The sequence below is a fragment of the Mycobacterium sp. NGS22 genome (assembly GCF_059813095.1).
In genome coordinates this window covers 228,349-246,647 of sequence record NZ_JCALDY010000003.1, presented here as the reverse complement: position 1 = coordinate 246,647, position 18,299 = coordinate 228,349, and the positions used below count along the sequence as shown (strand labels likewise).

General features: G+C 67.4%; 16 protein-coding genes. 4 read left to right on the top strand and 12 right to left on the bottom strand.

The window, feature by feature from the left end; all coding sequences use genetic code 11:
- Positions 1-5 precede the first annotated feature (5 nt).
- Positions 6-632 carry a UPF0158 family protein gene (locus tag AC5Y47_RS04395; RefSeq protein WP_499942272.1) on the bottom strand — a complete coding sequence of 209 codons (627 nt, stop codon included), beginning with the start codon at positions 630-632 and terminating at the stop codon, positions 6-8.
- 157 nt (positions 633-789) lie between these two features.
- On the opposite strand from AC5Y47_RS04395, the gene AC5Y47_RS04390 reads away from it, so the two are divergent.
- Together AC5Y47_RS04390 and AC5Y47_RS04385 are read left to right on the top strand one after the other, a co-directional pair.
- A complete protein-coding gene (locus tag AC5Y47_RS04390; protein WP_499942271.1) occupies positions 790-2,157 on the top strand; it encodes an HNH endonuclease signature motif containing protein in 1,368 nt (455 codons plus the stop codon).
- A gap of 46 nt (positions 2,158-2,203) precedes the next feature.
- Positions 2,204-3,931 carry an alpha/beta fold hydrolase gene (locus AC5Y47_RS04385; protein ID WP_499942269.1) on the top strand — a complete coding sequence of 576 codons (1,728 nt, stop codon included), beginning with the start codon at positions 2,204-2,206 and terminating at the stop codon, positions 3,929-3,931.
- Here AC5Y47_RS04385 and AC5Y47_RS04380 read toward each other — a convergent pair.
- From AC5Y47_RS04380 to AC5Y47_RS04365, 4 genes are all read right to left on the bottom strand, one after another.
- Positions 3,928-5,004 carry a PDR/VanB family oxidoreductase gene (locus AC5Y47_RS04380; protein ID WP_499942267.1) on the bottom strand — a complete coding sequence of 359 codons (1,077 nt, stop codon included), beginning with the start codon at positions 5,002-5,004 and terminating at the stop codon, positions 3,928-3,930. The genes AC5Y47_RS04385 and AC5Y47_RS04380 overlap by 4 nt on opposite strands.
- Before the next feature lie 2 nt (positions 5,005-5,006).
- Entirely contained in the window at positions 5,007-6,545 is a 1,539-nt protein-coding gene (locus tag AC5Y47_RS04375) for an SDR family NAD(P)-dependent oxidoreductase (RefSeq protein WP_499942265.1), read from the bottom strand.
- Between the two features lie 3 nt (positions 6,546-6,548).
- Positions 6,549-7,460 (bottom strand): metal-dependent hydrolase, encoded by a 912-nt coding sequence (locus AC5Y47_RS04370; RefSeq protein ID WP_499942263.1) that lies wholly within the window; start codon positions 7,458-7,460, stop codon positions 6,549-6,551.
- Between the two features lie 72 nt (positions 7,461-7,532).
- Positions 7,533-7,994, bottom strand: a complete 462-nt coding sequence (locus AC5Y47_RS04365) for an SRPBCC family protein (protein WP_499942262.1) — start codon at positions 7,992-7,994, stop codon at positions 7,533-7,535.
- 83 nt (positions 7,995-8,077) lie between these two features.
- Between AC5Y47_RS04365 and ald the strand changes: the two genes are divergently transcribed.
- Positions 8,078-9,202, top strand: coding sequence for an alanine dehydrogenase (ald, locus tag AC5Y47_RS04360; RefSeq protein WP_499942260.1), 1,125 nt, complete (start codon positions 8,078-8,080; stop codon positions 9,200-9,202).
- Here ald and AC5Y47_RS04355 read toward each other — a convergent pair.
- From AC5Y47_RS04355 to AC5Y47_RS04330, 6 genes are all read right to left on the bottom strand, one after another.
- Positions 9,199-10,227, bottom strand: a complete 1,029-nt coding sequence (locus tag AC5Y47_RS04355) for a nitronate monooxygenase (protein WP_499942259.1) — start codon at positions 10,225-10,227, stop codon at positions 9,199-9,201. The two genes, ald and AC5Y47_RS04355, sit on opposite strands and share 4 nt — an antisense overlap.
- Positions 10,228-10,231: 4 nt before the next feature.
- Positions 10,232-11,545 carry a M16 family metallopeptidase gene (locus AC5Y47_RS04350; protein ID WP_499942257.1) on the bottom strand — a complete coding sequence of 438 codons (1,314 nt, stop codon included), beginning with the start codon at positions 11,543-11,545 and terminating at the stop codon, positions 10,232-10,234.
- The gene (locus AC5Y47_RS04345; protein WP_499942255.1) at positions 11,523-13,769 is read right to left on the bottom strand and encodes a polyribonucleotide nucleotidyltransferase; all 2,247 of its coding nucleotides are present in this window, start codon (positions 13,767-13,769) and stop codon (positions 11,523-11,525) included. Before AC5Y47_RS04345 ends, AC5Y47_RS04350 begins: the two co-directional genes overlap by 23 nt.
- 310 nt (positions 13,770-14,079) lie before the next feature.
- The gene (lppU, locus tag AC5Y47_RS04340; RefSeq protein WP_499942253.1) at positions 14,080-14,604 is read right to left on the bottom strand and encodes an LppU family putative lipoprotein; all 525 of its coding nucleotides are present in this window, start codon (positions 14,602-14,604) and stop codon (positions 14,080-14,082) included.
- A gap of 11 nt (positions 14,605-14,615) precedes the next feature.
- Positions 14,616-14,885 carry a 30S ribosomal protein S15 gene (gene rpsO, locus AC5Y47_RS04335; RefSeq protein ID WP_499942381.1) on the bottom strand — a complete coding sequence of 90 codons (270 nt, stop codon included), beginning with the start codon at positions 14,883-14,885 and terminating at the stop codon, positions 14,616-14,618.
- Positions 14,886-15,210: 325 nt separating this feature from the next.
- Positions 15,211-16,179, bottom strand: a complete 969-nt coding sequence (locus tag AC5Y47_RS04330; protein WP_499942252.1) for a bifunctional riboflavin kinase/FAD synthetase — start codon at positions 16,177-16,179, stop codon at positions 15,211-15,213.
- Between the two features lie 94 nt (positions 16,180-16,273).
- On the opposite strand from AC5Y47_RS04330, the gene mntR reads away from it, so the two are divergent.
- Positions 16,274-16,966 carry a manganese-binding transcriptional regulator MntR gene (mntR, locus tag AC5Y47_RS04325; RefSeq protein WP_499942250.1) on the top strand — a complete coding sequence of 231 codons (693 nt, stop codon included), beginning with the start codon at positions 16,274-16,276 and terminating at the stop codon, positions 16,964-16,966.
- A gap of 31 nt (positions 16,967-16,997) precedes the next feature.
- On the opposite strand, the gene AC5Y47_RS04320 is transcribed toward mntR, so the two are convergent.
- Positions 16,998-18,197, bottom strand: coding sequence for a lipid-transfer protein (locus AC5Y47_RS04320; RefSeq protein WP_499942249.1), 1,200 nt, complete (start codon positions 18,195-18,197; stop codon positions 16,998-17,000).
- Positions 18,198-18,299: the final 102 nt, after the last annotated feature.

Here is an 18,299-nt window from a genome sequence, read left to right as displayed (position 1 = left end):
CGAGCCTACTGTTCGGGGTCTGTCGCGAGGACCGGTCGGTAGCCCTCGGCTGCCAACCACGCCCTGGCGCGGCCACGCTTGCGCTCGTCGGACAGCTGAAAGTAGCGCTGCAATTCGTCGGGCCATCGCGAAAGCACATCCTTGAAACGCCGGAACGCCCCTCGTCCCTGGATCGCGATCTCGAGCCGGTCGGCGATCGCGGCGTCGTCGACGGTACTGATGAAGACTTCCATGTCGCCGTAACCGCTGTGCGAGCCCTCGCACAGTACGTAGATCCAGTCGTCGAGATCTTCCTCGTCGATCCCGAGCCACTTGAAATCCGCCTCTTCCGGCCAGCACGCACCGGTTTCGGGGTTGAGGTAGCCCCCGGCGTTCGCTGGGTCGCCTTCCAGCACTGTCGAGAGATCGTCCAGGTCCGCCGGGATTGCTTTAAGCATCGGCGTCGGGGCGTTGCCGAGCACTGCCGACAGCTGCTCGGCCAACTGTTCATCGCCGGTCCAGTCGCGCTCGCGCAGCGCTGCCTCGAATACCGCCCCGATTTGGGCCGCACCGGGCACGTCTTGCGCGACGGCGGCGATCAGAGCATCACCCGCCGATTGCAGGACCTGCTCGACCTCCCGCTCGCGCAGCATCGCGACCAGCGCTGTTGCGTCCGCGCTGTTGACCGCTGCCCGAAGTTTCCGGATGGCTTCCCTATCCCACCCGCGCACGAGGGATACGTTAGCCCGTTCTATCCACAGGTGGCGTTTGGACGTCGCTCTTGTCGGTGGCCGGCGATATCATTCGAACATGCTTTCGATCACGGATGCGGAGGTGGCGGCCCGCCTCGACGCCCTAGACGCCGCCGTGGCCGACCTCGCCGACCTGCCCACCGCCGCCGATCCCAGCGTGCGGGTGCGCGCCCTGGAGCGCCTGGAAACAGCCCGTCGCCACCAAGCGGTGATCAGCCACGACATCATCCACACCCTGGCCGCAGAACAACCCGCCGACATCGGCGGCCCCGTGCACCAGATCGTGGCCGACTGGTGTCGCATCAGCTACACCGAGGCACGCCGCCGCATCCGCGATGCGGCCCAATTGGCCCCCCGGCTGACGCTCACCGGCCAGACACTGCCACCCGAACTCCCCGCCACCGCCCGCCAATGGCGCCAGGGCATGCTCGACGCCCAGCACTTGCGCGTCCTACAAACCTTCATCCGAGACCTGCCGCAGGAGCTGCCCGTCGCCCTGGTCGAACAGGCCGAGAATTTCCTGGCTGATCAAGCCACTCAGCTACGCCCCGACCAACTCGAGAAAGCCGCCCAGCGCACCGCGCTCTACCTCAACCCCGACGGCAAATTCTCCGACGCCGACCGCGCCCGCAAACGCAGCTTCACCTGGGGCAAACAACGCCCCGACGGCATGAGCCAAGCCACCCTGATCGCCACCCCCGAACTGCGCGCAATGATCGATGCCTGGCTGGCCAAATACGCCGCCCCGGGAATGTGCCACCCGGACGACGAAAACCCTGCCGTCAACGGCGAACCCTCGGATGAGGCCGCCGCCCGAGACACCCGCACCTACGGCCAACGCCAACACGACGCGCTCACCCAACTGATCCGCGGCCGACTCGGCGACCCCGCCCTGGGCCACCACAACGGCCTGCCCGTGACCGTCGTGGTCTCCACCACCCTGCAAGAACTCACCACCGCCACCGGCCACGGTGTCACCGCCGCCGGCACCCTGATCCCCATGCGCGACCTCATCAAAATGGCCAGCCAGGCCTGCCACTACCTGGCCATCTACGATCAACACTCCAACCGGCCCCTCTACCTCGGCCGCGCCCGCCGCACCGCGTCCGCCGACCAACGCCTCTTCCTCTACAACAACGAACGCGGCTGCACTTACCCTGGCTGCGACGTACCGGCCGACAAATGCGAAGTCCACCACCTCCACGACTGGGCCAAAGGCGGACACACCGACATCGACAAACTCACCCTGGCCTGCCCCGCCAACCACAAACTCATCGGAAAAGGCTGGACGACAACCAAACTCCCCAACGGCCGCACCGCCTGGCACCCACCCCGCATTTTCGACCGCGGCGGACCCCGCACCAACAACTACCATCACCCCGAACGCCTCTTAGACGACAACGACGACGAGCGCGCAGGACCCTAGTTCTAGTCTTAGATGGTCAAACTGCCGCGCGACCGGAGGTGCTTACGTGAGATCCAGCGACATCCGGATCCGCGAAGCCAGACCGAAGGATTTCGCCAGGGTCGCGGCGATGCATTATCCGGTGTGGCGGCAATCCTGGAACGGCATTGTGGCGACACATGTCCTGGACATGCTCGGCACGCCGAAGACATGGGTGGACATCCAATACCCGACGACTCTGAAGCGCGGCGGCTGGAGCATGTGGTTGGCCGAGTCGCGCGGCAGGTTGGTGGGGATGGCGCTGTTCGGTCCGGATCTGTCCAATCCCGAGCACATCCAGCTCGATGCGCTCTACATCGCGGAACAAGAGCAACGGCATGGCGTCGGGAAGCTGCTGCTGGACAGAGCGCTGCAGGAATACCCGGACAACGACATGATCCTGTGGTGCGCCGACAAGAACCAGAAGGCGCGCGATTTCTACGAGAAGCAGGGATTCGAACTCGATGGTCGCACCTTCGTGTGGAAGCCGCTGCCAGGCGTGACCGTGCCTCATGTCGGCTACCGGCTGTTCCGTTCGGAACCCGAACCGGCCGTGGTCGAAGCTGCAACGGCGGCACCGATCACCTCACTGCTCATGACAGCGAGTGCGCCCGTCGACACGCGGATCCAGCCTTACCCAGTGGATGTCCCCGAAGCCCAGCTCGACGACCTTCGTCAGCGTCTCAACATGGCGCGCTGGCCAGCCGAAATCACCGGTGCAGGTTGGGATTACGGCACCGAACAGGCGTTCTTGAAGAACGTGATCGAACACTGGCTGCACCGCTACGACTGGCGACGTACCGAGGCCGAGCTCAACGCGGCGGGTTCCTTCGTCACCCAGGCGGCAGGTCAGCGCGTGCACTTCCTGCACGCCAAGTCCGAGCACCCGCAAGCCATTCCGCTGGCTGTCACACACGGCTGGCCCGGCTCCATCGTCGAGTTCCTCGACGCACTGCCTTTGCTGCGCAAGCACTTTCACGTGGTGGTGGTGTCGATGCCCGGCTACGGGTTCTCCGGTCCCACTGGCGAACCGGGAGTCGACGTCGCGCGCGTCGCCGCGGCCGTAGCTGACGTGATGGCCCAGCTCGGCTACGAACGCTACGTCGCCCAGGGCGGCGATTGGGGTGCGCTGGTCACCCGCTACCTGGGTGAGCACTACCCGGCGAATGTGGCGGCGATCCACACCAACATGCTGTTCGCCCCGCCCGACCAGAACGACCCGCAGCTGTTGGCGGACGTCTCCGAAGCCGAACTCGCCGCGATCGCTGCCAGCTTCGAGCGGACCAAGGACGGCACCGCGTACCTGGAAGTGCAGTCCACGCGGCCACATTCGCTGGGCTTCGGTCTGGACGACTCGCCGTTGGGACTGGCGGGCTGGATACTCGAGAAGTTCCACGCCTGGTGCGACATCAGGGAAGGCATGCCGATCAGCACCGACCGACTGATCGACAACCTGATGCTGTACTGGCTCACCGGCACCGCCACCTCGGCAGCGCGGCTGTACTGCGAATCAAGACGGGCGGGCACCGGCGCGCTCGACGAATGGACCGGTCGCGTCGACGTTCCCACCGGGTACGCCGTCTACCCGGGCGAGCTGCTGCAGACGCCGCGGGCCTGGGCCGCCGCGCGATACAACCTGGTGCACTACTCGGTTCAAGACCGCGGCGGGCACTTCGCCGCCTTCGAACAACCCGCCCTGTTCGCCGCCGATCTGACCAGGTTCGCCGACGTCCTGACGGAACGGAACGTCTTCTAGACGTCGACGACGACCCGGTCGCCGTCGGACCGCGAGACGCAGACCAGCATCTCGTCGTCGCCCTCGGCGGCGCGGCCGCGCCGATCGACTTGGCCGGCAAGCACTTTGACCTTGCAGGTGCCACAGAAACCCTGTCGGCACGAGTAGGCGGTGGTGGGGTCGCGGTCGAGCAGCACGTCGAGCGCCGAACGATTCGCCGGGATGCGCAGCACTTCCCGAGATCGGCCGAGTTCCAGCTCGAACGGCGTGCCGTTGACGATCGGCGGCGGACTGAACCGTTCGTAGTGCAGCGGCGCATCGGCGTATTCGTCGCGTGCCGTTCGGACCGCTTCGAGCATGGCGGCCGGGCCGCACACGTACACCGCGGTCGTCGGCCCGGCACCGGCCAGCAGGTCTTCGACCGGCGCAAAGCCGCCACGCTCGTCGTCGGCCCATATCGTGACGCGCTCCGGAGCCACCGCCACCACTTCGTCCAGCAACGGCATATAGTCCCGACTGCGACCGGTATAGATTGCGCGCCAGTCGATTCCGCGCTGCGCGGCGACGCGCATCATCGGCAGGATGGGAGTGACGCCGATGCCGCCGATCACGAACAGCACATCCCGCTCCGACGTTCCGAGGTAGAACGCGTTGCGGGGGCCTTCGAATACCAAGGTGTCGCCCACGTCGAAGGCGTCGTGCATCTCGATCGACCCGCCGCCGCCGTCGGCAATGCGGCGCACGGCGATCCGGTAGTCGGTGCGCCGCCCGGGCGGGCCGCACAGCGAGTACTGCCGACGCCGGCCCGACGGCAACTGGACGTCGATGTGCCCGCCAGGCGTCCAGGACGGCAGCAGTCCCCCATCCGGGTCGGCCAACCTCAACGCGACCACGTCCGGCGCCACGAGTTCGCGTCCGACGACCTTCGCCTCGTGTGTGCGCCGCACCGGCGCCACCCGCGCCGGTGTCCACCGCGACGTCGCGGACATCCCGCCCATCACCGTGCGCAGTCCCCACAGCACCGTCAGGAACCGGTCCCGGTCCCGACGGCCGTACAGGTCGGCGGGTCTGCTCGTCCAAATGCTCTCCGGCACAATCACATCCCTACGTCTGATGCGCGTCTCTGCCGGATCGCCGATGAGCCGAGTCGCCGCATCGCTTGCCCGACCCTGGACGTCCAGCCACCGGTCCGGACGGACTTGACGATCGCTCTGGCGCTGCGATGAGCGGCATCCTCGGTGACATCGGTGTCGACCGAGCGCGGGTACACGGCGGTGACCGCGATGCCCTCGCCGGCAAGACCGGAGCGCAGGGACTTGCTGAGTTCTGCCGCGCCGGACGGCGACGCCGCGGCCGGCGAGACGTTGACGATGGCGCCGCCTTCACCTCGTTCGGCCATCTGGTCACCGAAGGTCCCCGAAAGAACGAGCGCCGCGCCGTCAGCAGCGTTGTTCACCAGGATGTCGACCACTCCGTGCTCGCTAAGCACCTCGGCGGCAAGGCGATCGATCGCGCCTTCGTCGGTGCCGTCGACCTGGTAGACCGCCGCCTCGGCGCATGCGGCGCGGACGGCATCCGCGGTTTCGTTGGCAGCGGCCAGATCTCGATCGACGATCACCACCGTGCGGGCGCCGTTGCGCGCCAACTCAATCGCGGTAGCGCGCCCGATGCCCACGCCGGCACCGGTGACCAGCGCCAGTTTGCCGCGCACCTCCCGGGGGCCGCCGCGGATCACCGAGGCTGCTGAAGGGGCGGTCCCACTCGTCACCTGGTCGACCCATTCGGCGGTCAGCCGGGCGACGACGTCGGGCCGTGACGTCACCACCCAATGCCCGCCTTGAATCGGGATAACCCTGCCGCACAACGGAACCGCACCGATGAACCGCTGCAGGGCGGGTGAGATGAACATGTCCTTGCCCGGCACCAGCACCTGGACCGGGACGCGGATTCGTGGCAACTCGCCCGGCGACGCCAGCGGGCCGGGCAGGTTCTCGCGGTAGAGGTTCAGCCCGTTGACGTAGTCACCGATCGACCGTGGCGTCTTGACGCTCCGGCTGTTGACGCTGGTGCGGCCGATACGTTCGGTGGCCTCGACGACTTTGACGCCCACCCGCGAGCGGAAGGCCAACTCCGGGACACCCGGACACAGCAAAAACCCCAGATAGCCCGACGACATCACCTGCCTGGCAATCTCGGCCGCAGCGCGCGGGGTCCGCGCCGACCGCAGGAACTTGCCGGCGTACTGCAGGTGCGGACCCGAGATCGACGTGAAGGACGCGATCTTGGGCGCCACTTCGCCGTCGCTGACCGCGGCCCAGCCCTGCACAGATCCCCAGTCGTGCGCCAGCAGGTGCACCCGGTCGACACCGAGGCTGTCGATCACCGAATCCACATCGGACACCAGTTGTTCCACCCGGTATCCGGATCTGGTTGCCGGACAACCAGATTCACCGGCACCCCGGACATCGTAGGCGGCCACGTTGTAGCGTTTCGCCAGAGTCTCCGCCGCGCCGTCCCAGATCCGGTGGTTGTCGGGGTAGCCGTGAATGGCCAGGATGGTCGGGCGCTCGGAGGCGAAGTCGTTGTATCGGTGGACCGCCAGGGCAACGCCGTCCGACGCAGCGATGGTGGTCATGGATCAGTGCGACGCGCGGGCAGCGGGCGAGACCGCGAGGTAGTCGACGGCCCGCTCCAGCCCGCCCAACTCCGACGGGTGAAAGCCCGGCCGGTAGTAGGAGCCCACCACCCGCATGAGCCGAAGAGGCCCGGGCGCCAGTCCACGGCGCGCCGCGCTGAGGTAATCGCGCCACCGCGCCTTGGTGCCCGGCGGGACGCACGGGTCCAACGAGAACATGAAGCGCACGCCGCGGATCCACAACAGCAGCAGCACCGGCGCGACCACCAACTGGGCGCGTACCTGCCGCCAATACCCCGCGCGCAGATGCTTCATCGTGTCGAACGCCACGGCCTTGTGCTCGACTTCCTCGGCGCCGTGCCAGCGCAGCATGTCCAGCATCACCGGGTCCGAACCGGCTGCGTCGAGCGCCGGCGAGTCCAGCACCCACTCGCCCAGGACGGCCGTGTAATGCTCGACCGCCGCGATCATCGCGACCTGCTCCAGCAGCCAGGCGTGCTGGCGACGTCGGCTGCGATACGGCTTCTCGCCGAGCAGTTTCTCGAACAGCCACCTGATCTGGTTGGTGAACGGCGTGAGGTCGATGCCCTGTGCGTCGAAATGAGCAAGCACTCCGGAATGCGCCTGCGAGTGCATGGCTTCCTGGCCGATGAATCCCTGTACGTCCAGACGCAGTTGGTCGTCCTGGATCAGCGGCAGCGTCTTCTTGAACACGTCGACGAAGAACTCCTCGCCGGCGGGCAGCAGCAGATGCAGGACGTTGAGCACGTGGGTGGCCATCGGCTCATTCGGGACGTAGTGAAACGGCAAACCGGACCAGTCGAACTCGACGTTGCGGGCTTCCAGGACCAGACGCTCATAATCGCCCGATACCGTCGAGTGCGGGCCGACCGCCCGGTCGTCGACTGTGCTCATCAAGGCCCCCTCGCCGCGCCGTTCTACCCGGCGAGTCTATCGAAATGGGCCGGGTATGCGATACCCGCGGTACTACGTTTCTTCGGCTCGCCGCTTGAGGCGCTGCAGTGTCAGCTCGATGTTCTTGGCGTTCTCCGTGTCGCGGTCGACGACACCGGTGGCCAGGCCGGCGAGCTTGCGGAACCAGCCCGGCCGCCGGTCCCAGCTGCTCTCGGTGACCCGGCAGCCCCCATTGGTCGCGACGAGGTCGTACTGCCAGCGGGCGATCGGAAGGACGGTGTGCCGCACCTCGAAGGCGAACGCGCGGCCGGGTTCGGCCTCGGTGACGGTGCACTTGGTGCGCCAGCGCTTGCCGCTGTTCTCGTTGTGCCCGACGAACACCGCGCCCTCGCGGACCGAATCGCCCTTGCGCAACTCCATCTGCGCGACCTCCTCGGCCAGCGACGCCAGTGTCGGCAGGTCGGTGATCAGTCCGTACACGACATCGGGTGAGGCGTCGATCTGCACGGTGGCGGTGGCCGAAGGTGTAGTCATCGGCTGATCATAATTGGCGGGCGCCACGGAGATTCGGAGACAATCGAGGAGTCAACTACACGCGGGCTCGGCAGGAGGCGATCATGCGAGTCGGAATCCCGACCGAGACCAAGAACAACGAATTCCGGGTCGCCATCACCCCGGCGGGCGTCGCCGCGTTGACCCAGCACGGCCACGAAGTACTGATCCAGGCCGGCGCCGGCGAGGGTTCGGCCATTGCCGACGAGAAGTTCAAGGCGGCCGGCGCCCAACTCACCGATACCGCCGAACAGGTCTGGGCGGAGGCGGATCTGGTGCTCAAAGTCAAGGAACCGCTGCCGGCCGAGTACGGCTATCTACGCTCGGGGCAGACCCTGTTCACCTATCTGCATCTGGCCGCGTCGCGCTCCTGCACCGACGCGCTGCTGACCTCCGGCGCCACCTCCATCGCCTACGAAACCGTCCAGACCGCCGACGGCGCACTGCCGTTGCTGGCGCCGATGAGCGAGGTCGCCGGACGGCTCTCGGCTCAGGTCGGCGCGTACCACCTGATGCGCACCGAAGGTGGGCGCGGTGCCCTGATGGGCGGGGTGCCCGGCGTCAAACCCGCTGATGTCGTTGTGATCGGCGGTGGTACAGCGGGATACAACGCGGCCCGGGTCGCCGGCGGCATGGGCGCGTCGGTCATGGTCCTGGACGTCAACCTCGGCAAGCTCCGGTTGCTCGACGCGGAGTTCGCCGGGCGCATCGGCACCCGTTACTCGTCGACCTATGAGTTGGTGGGTGCGGTCAAACGCGCCGACCTGGTGATCGGCGCGGTACTGGTACCGGGCGCCAAAGCTCCCAGCCTGATCTCGAATTCGCTTGTCGCACAGATGAAACCCGGCGCGGTGTTGGTGGACATCTCCATCGACCAGGGCGGTTGCTTCGAGGATTCGCGACCGACCACCCACGACGAGCCCACGTTCGCCGTGCACGAGACGTTGTTCTACTGCGTGGCCAACATGCCCAGCGCCGTCCCGAAGACGTCGACCTATGCGCTGACGAACGCGACCATGCCGTATGTGCTCAAGCTCGCCGACCTGGGCTGGCAGCGCGCGTGCCGATCGGATCCCGCTCTGGCCAAAGGTCTTTCGACGCATGCCGGTGCGCTGCTGGCCGACCATGTCGCCGAAGACCTGGGCCTGCCGTTCACCGACCCGGCCGGCGTGCTGACCGCAAACGGCTAGCGGATATAGGGCGCCAGGGCGGTGACAATGTCGGCGGCCGGCCCCGGCTGCACTTCCTTGTAGGCTTCGCCCGCCCACAGGTTGGTGCCGTGCGGATCCTCTTCCTGAATCGCGGCCGCCCGGATGGGCTTGGTCATCTGGTTGACCTCGGGATAGCCCAGCGGGGCCACGTGGTCGAGCAACCGGGTGAAGTTGTTCGCCAGCCCGCGCGCGTACCGGCCGGAGAACGCCCGGGTGACCACGGTCGCGTCGAACAACGGATTCTTCAGTGCGACACGGTAAGCCGGATGGGTGCCCGCTTCGTCGGAGAGCAACAGCGCGGTGCCCACCTGCGCCGCCACCGCCCCCCGCCGCAGCGCGGCCGCGATGTCTTCGACGGTGCCCAAGCCGCCGGCCGCGATCAGCGGAACATCGTGCATGCTGCCGATCCGCTCGAGCAGCTGGTGCAATGACTCGTTGCCCGGCTCCATGTCCGGTGCGAACGTGCCGCGGTGCCCGCCCGCTGCGGGCCCCTGCACCACCAGATTGTCGGCACCGGCCGCGACGGCGACACCGGCCTCATAGACCGAGGTCACCGTGATCGACACCAGCAGTCCCAGCGCGCTCAACCGACGAATGACGTCCGGCGGAGGTGCGCCGAAGGTGAACGACACCATCTCCGGACGGACGTCGGCGAGCACCTCGAGCTTGGCCTCCCAGTCGTCGTCATCACCGTAGACCGGCCGGCCGACGTCGACGTGGTAGTGATCGGCAACCTCTTCGAGGTCTTCTGCGTAGTACTCCAGGGCATTCCAGTCGGCGACGCTGGGTTGGGGCACGAACAGGTTGGCCCCGATCGGACCGGTGGTCGCGGCGCGCGCCGCGGCGATATCGGCGGCGAACTGATCGGCACTGAGATAACCGCCGGCGACGAAGCCGAGGCCGCCGGCGTTGGATACCGCCGCAGCCAGCGCCGGAGTACCCGGGCCGCCCGCCATCGGCGCACCGACGATAGGCGCGGCGATGTCCCAGAAACCCAGTACCATCGAGTTAACTTATCATTGCTCGAAGTTGTTGCGGCAGCGACCGTTTCGACTTGTACGGACCGAGGACGGCGGCCCCGAACGGTTTGCTCAACACCCGCTTGGCCACGGCGTTGACCTCGTCGAGGGTCACCCGGTCGATCTGGCGCAGCGTGTGCTCGATGCTGCGGTGCGCGCCGTAGTTCAGTTCGCTGCGGCCGATCCGGCTCATCCGTGAACCGGAATCCTCCAGTCCCAGCACCAGCCCGCCCCGCAGCGAGCCCTTGGCGATCCGACACTCGTCCTCGGTGATTCCTTCGCGCGCAACCGATTCCAGTACCGTGCCGGTCACCTTCAGCACGTCGGCGAACCGCTCCGGGAGGCAGGCCGCGTACACCGACAGCGCCCCGCTGTCGGCGAACAGGTCCAGCGCCGAGTAGACCGAGTAGGCCAGCCCGCGGGCCTCGCGCACCTCTTGGAACAGCCGCGACGACAGACCGCCGCCGAGTGCGGTGTGCAGCACGGACAGCGCCCAGCGGTGCTCCCAGCCGCGACCGGGGGTCCGCACGCCCAGCGAGATGTGCGTCTGCTCGGCGTCACGGCTGCCCAGCATCAGACCGGGTGCACCGTTCACCCGTCCCGCTCCCTTGCGCGGCGCCACCGGCTTACGGCCGCGGACCAGGCGCGCCCCGAAGTGCCGGCGCACCAACCCGACGACCTCGTCGTGGTCGACGTTGCCGGCCACCGCCACCACCATCCGCTCCGGCGTGTAGCGCCGCTGGTGAAACGAATGCAGTTGCGAGCGGGTCATCGCCGACACCGATTGCGCGCTGCCGATCACCGGCCGGCCCACCGGATGGTCGCCGAACAAAGCCGTCATGAACATGTCGGCCAGCGCGTCCTCGGGGTCGTCGTCGCGCATCGCGATCTCCTCGAGCACCACGTCGCGTTCGAGTTCGACGTCGTCGACGGCACACCGGCCGTTGAGCACCACGTCGGCCACCAGGTCGACGGCCAGCGTCAGGTCGCTGTCCAGGACATGCGCGTAATAGCAGGTGTGCTCTTTGGAAGTGAACGCGTTGAGCTCACCGCCGACGGCATCCATCGCCTGCGCGATGTCCACCGCGGTGCGGGTCGGGGTCGACTTGAACAGCAGGTGTTCCAGGAAGTGCGCGGCGCCGGCCACCGTGGTGCCCTCGTCGCGCGATCCGACCCCGACCCAGACGCCGACGGACGCCGACCGCACCGCCGGCAGGTATTCGGTGACGACCCGAAGACCGCCCGGCAGTGTGGTCCGGCGTACTGCCGTGCGGTCCGGGTCAGCTGCTGACCGGCGCGGCATCTGCCGGGGCGGCGGTCTCTGCAGCGGCCTCTTCGTCAACGAGCACCAGCGAGATCTTGCCCCGCTTGTCGATGTCGGCGATCTCCACGCGCAGCTTGTCGCCGACGTTGACCACGTCCTCGACCTTCGCGATGCGCTTGCCCCGGCCCAGCTTCGAGATGTGGACCAGGCCGTCACGGCCCGGGAGCAGCGACACGAACGCACCGAAATCGGTTGTCTTGACCACGGTTCCGAGGAACCGCTCACCCACAGTCGGCAGCTGCGGGTTGGCGATCGCGTTGATCCGGTCGATCGCGGCCTGCGCCGACGGGCCGTCGGTGGCGCCGACGAACACCGTGCCGTCGTCCTCGATGGAGATCTGCGCGCCGGTCTCCTCGGTGATCGCGTTGATCACCTTGCCCTTGGGTCCGATGACCTCGCCGATCTTGTCCACCGGGACCTTGATCGTGGTGACCCGCGGCGCGAACGGGCTCATCTCGTCGGGGCCGTCGATGGCCTCGGCCATCACCTCGAGAATGGTCAGTCGCGCGTCTTTGGCCTGTGCCAGCGCACCCGCCAGCACCTGTGACGGGATCCCGTCCAGCTTGGTGTCCAGCTGCAGCGCGGTGACGAAGTCCTTGGTGCCGGCGCACTTGAAGTCCATGTCGCCGAACGCGTCCTCGGCGCCCAGGATGTCGGTCAAGGTGACAAAACGACGTTCGGTCTCCCCGCCGTCAACTTCAATATCGTCGGACACGAGACCCATCGCGATCCCGGCGACCGGCGCCTTCAGCGGCACACCGGCGTTGAGCAGCGCCAGCGTGGACGCACACACCGAGCCCATCGACGTCGAGCCGTTGGAGCCCAGAGCTTCGGACACCTGCCGGATGGCGTACGGGAATTCCTCGACGCTGGGCAGCACCGGCATCAGCGCCCGCTCGGCCAGCGCGCCGTGCCCGATCTCACGCCGCTTGGGCGAGCCGACCCGGCCGGTCTCGCCGGTGGAGAACGGCGGGAAGTTGTAGTGATGCATGTAGCGCTTGGAGGTCTCCGGTCCCAGCGAGTCGATCTGCTGAGCCATCTTGACCATGTCCAATGTGGTGACCCCGAGGATCTGGGTCTCACCGCGCTCGAACAGCGCGCTGCCGTGTGCCCGCGGCACCACCGCGACCTCGGCGGACAGCGCGCGGATGTCGGTGATCCCGCGGCCGTCGATGCGGAAGTGATCGGTCAGGATGCGCTGACGGACCAGCTTCTTGGTCAGCGACCGGAACGCGGCGCTGACCTCCTTCTCGCGGCCTTCGTAGGTGCCGGCCAGGCGCTCGAGGACCTCGGCCTTGAGCTCGTCGGTGCGCTGGTCGCGCTCGGCCTTGCCGCCGATGGTCAGCGCCTTGGTCAGCTCGTCGGTGGCCACCGAGGCCACCGAGTAGTAGACGTCTTCCTCGTAGGGCGGGAAGACCGGGTAGTCGTTGGTCGGTTTTGCCGCCGCGTCGGCCAGTTCCTGCTGCGCGGTGCACAGCGCGGCGATGAACGGCTTGGCCGCTTCCAGGCCCTCGGCAACGATCGTCTCGGTCGGCGCCTGCGCTCCGCCCTCGACCAGCTCGATGACCTTCTCGGTGGCCTCGGCCTCGACCATCATGATCGCTACGTCATCATCGACTTTGCGACCCGCCACCACCATGTCGAACACCGCCCGCTCGAGCTGCTCGACCGTCGGGAAGGCGACCCAGGTGCCGTCGATCAGCGCCACCCGCACGCCGCCGACCGGACCGGAGAACGGCAGCCCACCCAACTGGGTCGACGCCGACGCCGCGTTGATCGCCAGCACGTCGTACAGGTCATTGGGGTCCAGGCTCAGGATCGTCACCACGACCTGGATCTCGTTGCGCAGACCGTCGACGAACGACGGGCGCAGCGGCCGGTCGATGAGCCGGCAGGTCAGGATCGCGTCGGTGGACGGCCGGCCCTCGCGGCGGAAGAACGAGCCGGGGATGCGGCCGGCGGCGTACATCCGCTCCTCGACGTCCACCGTCAGCGGGAAGAAGTCGAAGTGCTCCTTGGGGTTCTTGCTGGCGGTCGTCGCCGACAGCAGCATGTTGTCTTCGTCGAGATAGGCGACCACCGCGCCGGCGGCCTGCTGGGCCAACCGGCCCGTCTCGAAACGGATGGTGCGGGTGCCGAAGCTCCCGTTGTCGATGGTGGCGGTCGTTTCGAACACGCCTTCTTCAATTTCAGTCGCAGACATACGTCTGTGCGGCCTCTCTGGTCATTCGCTGTTTCGCGTACGTCACGCGGAAACCCAGAGGGCGGTCACCAACCTGGATGCGGCTACGGCCGTCGATCGAAGCGGCCGACCTTTCCCAGATCCGGGGAGCCCGGCAGCCACTACCGAAGACCGCCCGATTCAGGCAGCTCCCTTGATACGCAGTGACCCGCTGGAACGGCACACGCGGGTCTGCGTGAACCGCACCGAGGTGCTTGGGCCGATCCGGCCCAGAACGCACTCACTCTACACCGGCTAACTCGTCATATCGGCAGGACGACCCCTACAGCCTCTAGTTTCCGGGTCCGGCGGTGACGTTCTCCACGCACACCGCGAACCTCCGCTGGGCATAGGTGTAACCCAGACCGCTCGCGCACTGGTCGACACCGGCCTGCGGGTCGAGGTCTCTGAGGATCTGGGTGGCGCGCTGCCGGTGCGGCGCGGCGGTGTCGCTGCACTCGACCCGGACCGGGTCGGTGGTGTGCTGCGGGTCAACGCTCATACATCCGCCGACCACCCAGTCGATGTCCAGGCACAGGGTGTTGTCAGCGCCGCTGACCGAGTTGTGCACCGAGTAGGACGAGTCGACGTCGGCGGGGCACTTGACGTCACCGCTGACGAGCGCGGCGACTTTGAAGTTGGATTCCCGGCTGCCGCACACCGCTTTCGTCGCTTGCGGGCGGTCGGCCGTACCGCCGAGCTTCAGACAGTCCCCCACTTTGACGTCGGCGAGGTCGGGCCCACCGGGCCGTGCCGAACATCCCGTCAATGCGCCGGCGACCAGAGCCAGGACAACCCCGGTGAAGGCGGCGCGCACGACGCCACGCGTCAGCGGCGCAGACCCAGCCGTTCGATCAGCGAACGGTAACGCTCGACGTCGACCTGGGTGAGGTACTTGACCAGCCGCTTGCGCCGGCCGACCAGCAGCAACAGGCCGCGCCGCGAGTGGTGGTCGTGCTTGTGCACCTTCAGGTGCTCAGTCAGATCCGCGATCCGCCGGGTCAGCAGCGCGATCTGGGCTTCCGGCGATCCGGTGTCGGTCTCGTGCAGCCCGTAGGACTTCAGAATTTCTTTTTTCTGCTCGGCGGTAAGCGCCACGAAGACATCTCCATCAATAGGTCCGCGATCAAGATCGAAGGGCGCGGCCACCGCGAACCGCAGCGCACGCCGTCGGGCAGTCTAACAGCGGCGGGCCGCCACCATCTAACCCGTGGCGGTCGCAAGCGCGGCGAAGCCGGGCGCGGCGGGCCGCCACCATCTAACCCGTGGCGGTCGCAAGCGCGGCGAAGCCGGGCGCGGCGGGCCGCCACCATCTAACCCGTGGCGGTCGCAAGCGCGGCGAAGCCGGGCGCGGCGGGCCGCCACCGTCTAACCCGTGGCGGTCGCAAGCGCGGCGAAGCCGGGCGCGGCGGGCCGCCACCATCTAACCCAGCAGTTTGCGGGTGCGTTTGGTGTCCTTGCCGATCTCGACGACCAGATCGTCGATCGAATCGAACTTCTTCTGCCCGCGGATGCGCGCGACGAAGTCCAGCGCGACGTGCTGGCCGTACAGGTCGGCTTCGGTGTCCAGGACGAAGGCCTCCACCGTGCGGGTACGCCCGGAGAAGGTCGGGTTGGTGCCTACCGACACCGCCGCCTCGTACCGCTCGCCGGGCACGACGGTGCCGGTGGCCGGTCCGTGCCCGAGCACGGTGAACCAGGCCGCGTAGACGCCGTCGGCCGGGATCGCCGAATACATCGGCGGCGCCACATTGGCGGTGGGATACCCCAGCTCGAGCCCGCGCCCGTAACCCCGCACCACGACGCCCTCCACCCGATGCGGCCTACCCAGGGCCTCGGCCGCCGCCACCACATCGCCGGCGTCCACGCAGGACCGGATGTAGGTCGAGGAGAACGTCACGTTCTCGTTGCTGTGGTGCTCGGACAGCAGCGACACCGACTCCACCGCGAAACCGAACCGCTCGCCGGCCCGGCGCAGCGTTTCGACGTTGCCGGCCGCCTTCTTGCCGAACGTGAAGTTCTCCCCCACGACCACTTCCACTACATGCAAGTTCTCCACGAGGAGTTCGTGCACGTAGCGGTCCGGCGTGAGCTTCATGAAATCGGTGGTGAACGGCATTACCAGGAAGACGTCGATGCCCAACTCTTCGACCAGCTCGGCGCGGCGGGTGAGTGTCGTGAGCTGCGCCGGGTGGCTACCGGGGTAGACCACTTCCATCGGGTGCGGGTCGAAGGTCATCAGCACCGACGGGACACCGCGGGCGCGGGCGGCCTTGACCGCGTGCGCGATCAACTCGGCGTGCCCGCGATGCACACCGTCGAAAACCCCTATGGTCAGCACGCATCTGCCCCAGTCCGTGGGGATCTCGTCCTGGCCGCGCCACCGCTGCACGACCGCAAGCCTACGGCGTCGACGAAGGCGCTCCGATAACGCCGAGACACCAAATCAGGCGAGCTCGGATCCCGCGGGCCTAAACTTTCTTGCTGTGAGGGCTGACGAGGAGCCGGGCGGGCTCACCGCGGTTGCCCAGGACTATCTCAAAGTCATCTGGACGGTCCAGGAGTGGTCGCGAGAGAAGGTCAGCACCAAGCTGCTGGCGGAAAAGATCGGGGTCTCCGCCAGCACCGCGTCGGAATCCATCCGCAAGCTCGCCGAGCAGGGTCTGGTCGACCACGCGAAGTACGGTGCGGTGACGCTGACGGCGTCCGGACGGCGTGCGGCGCTGGCGATGGTGCGCCGGCACCGGCTGCTGGAAACGTTCCTGGTCGACGAGCTCGGCTACGGCTGGGACGAGGTGCACGACGAAGCTGAGGTGCTCGAGCACGCGGTGTCGGATCGGCTCATGGCCCGCATCGACGCCAAGCTCGGCTTCCCCCGTCGCGATCCGCACGGTGACCCGATCCCGGCGCCCGACGGTCAGGTTCCGACGCCGCCGGCCCGGCAACTGTGGGCCTGCGACGACGGCGAGACCGGGACGGTGGCCCGCATCTCCGACGCGGACCCGGAGATGCTGCGTTACTTCGACAGTGTGGGGATCAGCCTGGACTCGCAGCTGCGGGTGCTGACCCGGCGCGAGTTCGCCGGGATGATCTCGATCGCTATCGAAGCCGACGACGGCGCGGCGACCACGGTGGAGTTGGGCAGTCCGGCGGCGCGGGCGATCTGGGTGGTGGCCTGAGCCGCGGCGACCTGGCCTAGGTGATGTGGGGTCAGCGCTCGGCGCGCTGGTAGGCGGTGACGACGGCCGCGCCGCCGAGACCGATGTTGTGTTGCAGTGCGGCCGTGACGTTTTCGACCTGCCGCTTATCCGCGGTGCCGCGCAGCTGCCAGGTCAGCTCCGAGCACTGCGCCAGCCCGGTCGCGCCCAGCGGGTGCCCCTTGGAGATCAGCCCACCCGACGGGTTCACCACCCAGCGGCCGCCGTAGGTGGTCTGTTCGTCGTCGATCAGCTTCGGCGCCTCACCCTCGCCGCACAGCCCCAACGCTTCGTAGAGCAGCAGCTCGTTGGCCGAGAAGCAGTCGTGCAGCTCGATCACCTGGAAGTCGTCGGGCCCGAGACCGGACTGCTGGTAAACCTGTTGCGCGGCTTGAACATTCATGTCGTAGCCGATGACGTTGCGGGCACTGCCGTCGAAGGTGGATTCGAAGTCGGTGGTCATCGCCTGCCCGACGATCTCCACTGCCTGCCCGGCCAGGCCGTGGCGGGCCACGTAGTCATCACTGGCCAGCACCACCGCGGCCGAGCCGTCGGAGGTCGGCGAGCACTGCAGTTTGGTCAGTGGGTCGCTGATCACCTTGGCGGCCAGGATGTCTTCGAGGGTGTACTCGTCCTGGAACTGCGCGTAGGGATTGTTGACCGAGTGCTTGTGGTTCTTGAAGCCGATCTTCGCGAAGTGCTCGGCGGTGGTGCCGTACTTCTTCATGTGCTCGCGGCCGGCCGCGCCAAACATCCACGGCGCCACCGGGAATGCGAACTCGTCGATCTCGGCCAGCGCCTTGATGTGGTTGCCCAACGGCGACTCGCGGTCGGCGGCGCCGCCCTGCAGGGCGCCGGGCTGCATCTTCTCGAAGCCCAGTGACAGCACGCAGTCGGCCAGTCCGCCCCGGATGGCCTGCGCGCCGAGATAGAGCGCGGTGGACCCCGTCGAGCAGTTGTTGTTGACGTTGACGATCGGGATGCCGGTCATGCCGAGTTCGTAGAGGGCACGCTGCCCCGACGTGGAGTCACCCGAGCAGTAGCCGACGTAGCCCTGCTCGATCTCGGAGTAGTCGACACCGGCGTCCTGCAGCGCCTTGGTGCCGGACTCCTTGGCCATCTGGGGGTAATCCCAACCTTCGCGGCGGCCCGGTTTTTCGAATTTCGTCATCCCGACGCCGACGACGAACACTTTGTTGGTTGCTTTAGGCATCGTTGCCCCTCTCGAACGGCTTTGACTCAGTCTGCAATGCGCCGAAGCCAAGCTGCTTGCCGGGTCAGCTTTTTCTGTGACCCACGACATATTGGGAATCTA

Coding starts and splice junctions, on each gene's coding strand:
- AC5Y47_RS04320 (WP_499942249.1), bottom strand. CDS start 18,197: ATGCCTAAAGCAACCAACAAAGTGTTCGTCGTCGGCGTCGGGATGACG.
- AC5Y47_RS04395 (WP_499942272.1), bottom strand. CDS start 632: ATGCTGCGCGAGCGGGAGGTCGAGCAGGTCCTGCAATCGGCGGGTGAT.
- ald (WP_499942260.1), top strand. CDS start 8,078: ATGCGAGTCGGAATCCCGACCGAGACCAAGAACAACGAATTCCGGGTC.
- AC5Y47_RS04390 (WP_499942271.1), top strand. CDS start 790: ATGCTTTCGATCACGGATGCGGAGGTGGCGGCCCGCCTCGACGCCCTA.
- AC5Y47_RS04350 (WP_499942257.1), bottom strand. CDS start 11,545: ATGCCGCGCCGGTCAGCAGCTGACCCGGACCGCACGGCAGTACGCCGG.
- AC5Y47_RS04375 (WP_499942265.1), bottom strand. CDS start 6,545: ATGACCACCATCGCTGCGTCGGACGGCGTTGCCCTGGCGGTCCACCGA.
- AC5Y47_RS04365 (WP_499942262.1), bottom strand. CDS start 7,994: ATGACTACACCTTCGGCCACCGCCACCGTGCAGATCGACGCCTCACCC.
- AC5Y47_RS04355 (WP_499942259.1), bottom strand. CDS start 10,227: ATGGTACTGGGTTTCTGGGACATCGCCGCGCCTATCGTCGGTGCGCCG.
- AC5Y47_RS04345 (WP_499942255.1), bottom strand. CDS start 13,769: ATGTCTGCGACTGAAATTGAAGAAGGCGTGTTCGAAACGACCGCCACC.
- AC5Y47_RS04370 (WP_499942263.1), bottom strand. CDS start 7,460: ATGAGCACAGTCGACGACCGGGCGGTCGGCCCGCACTCGACGGTATCG.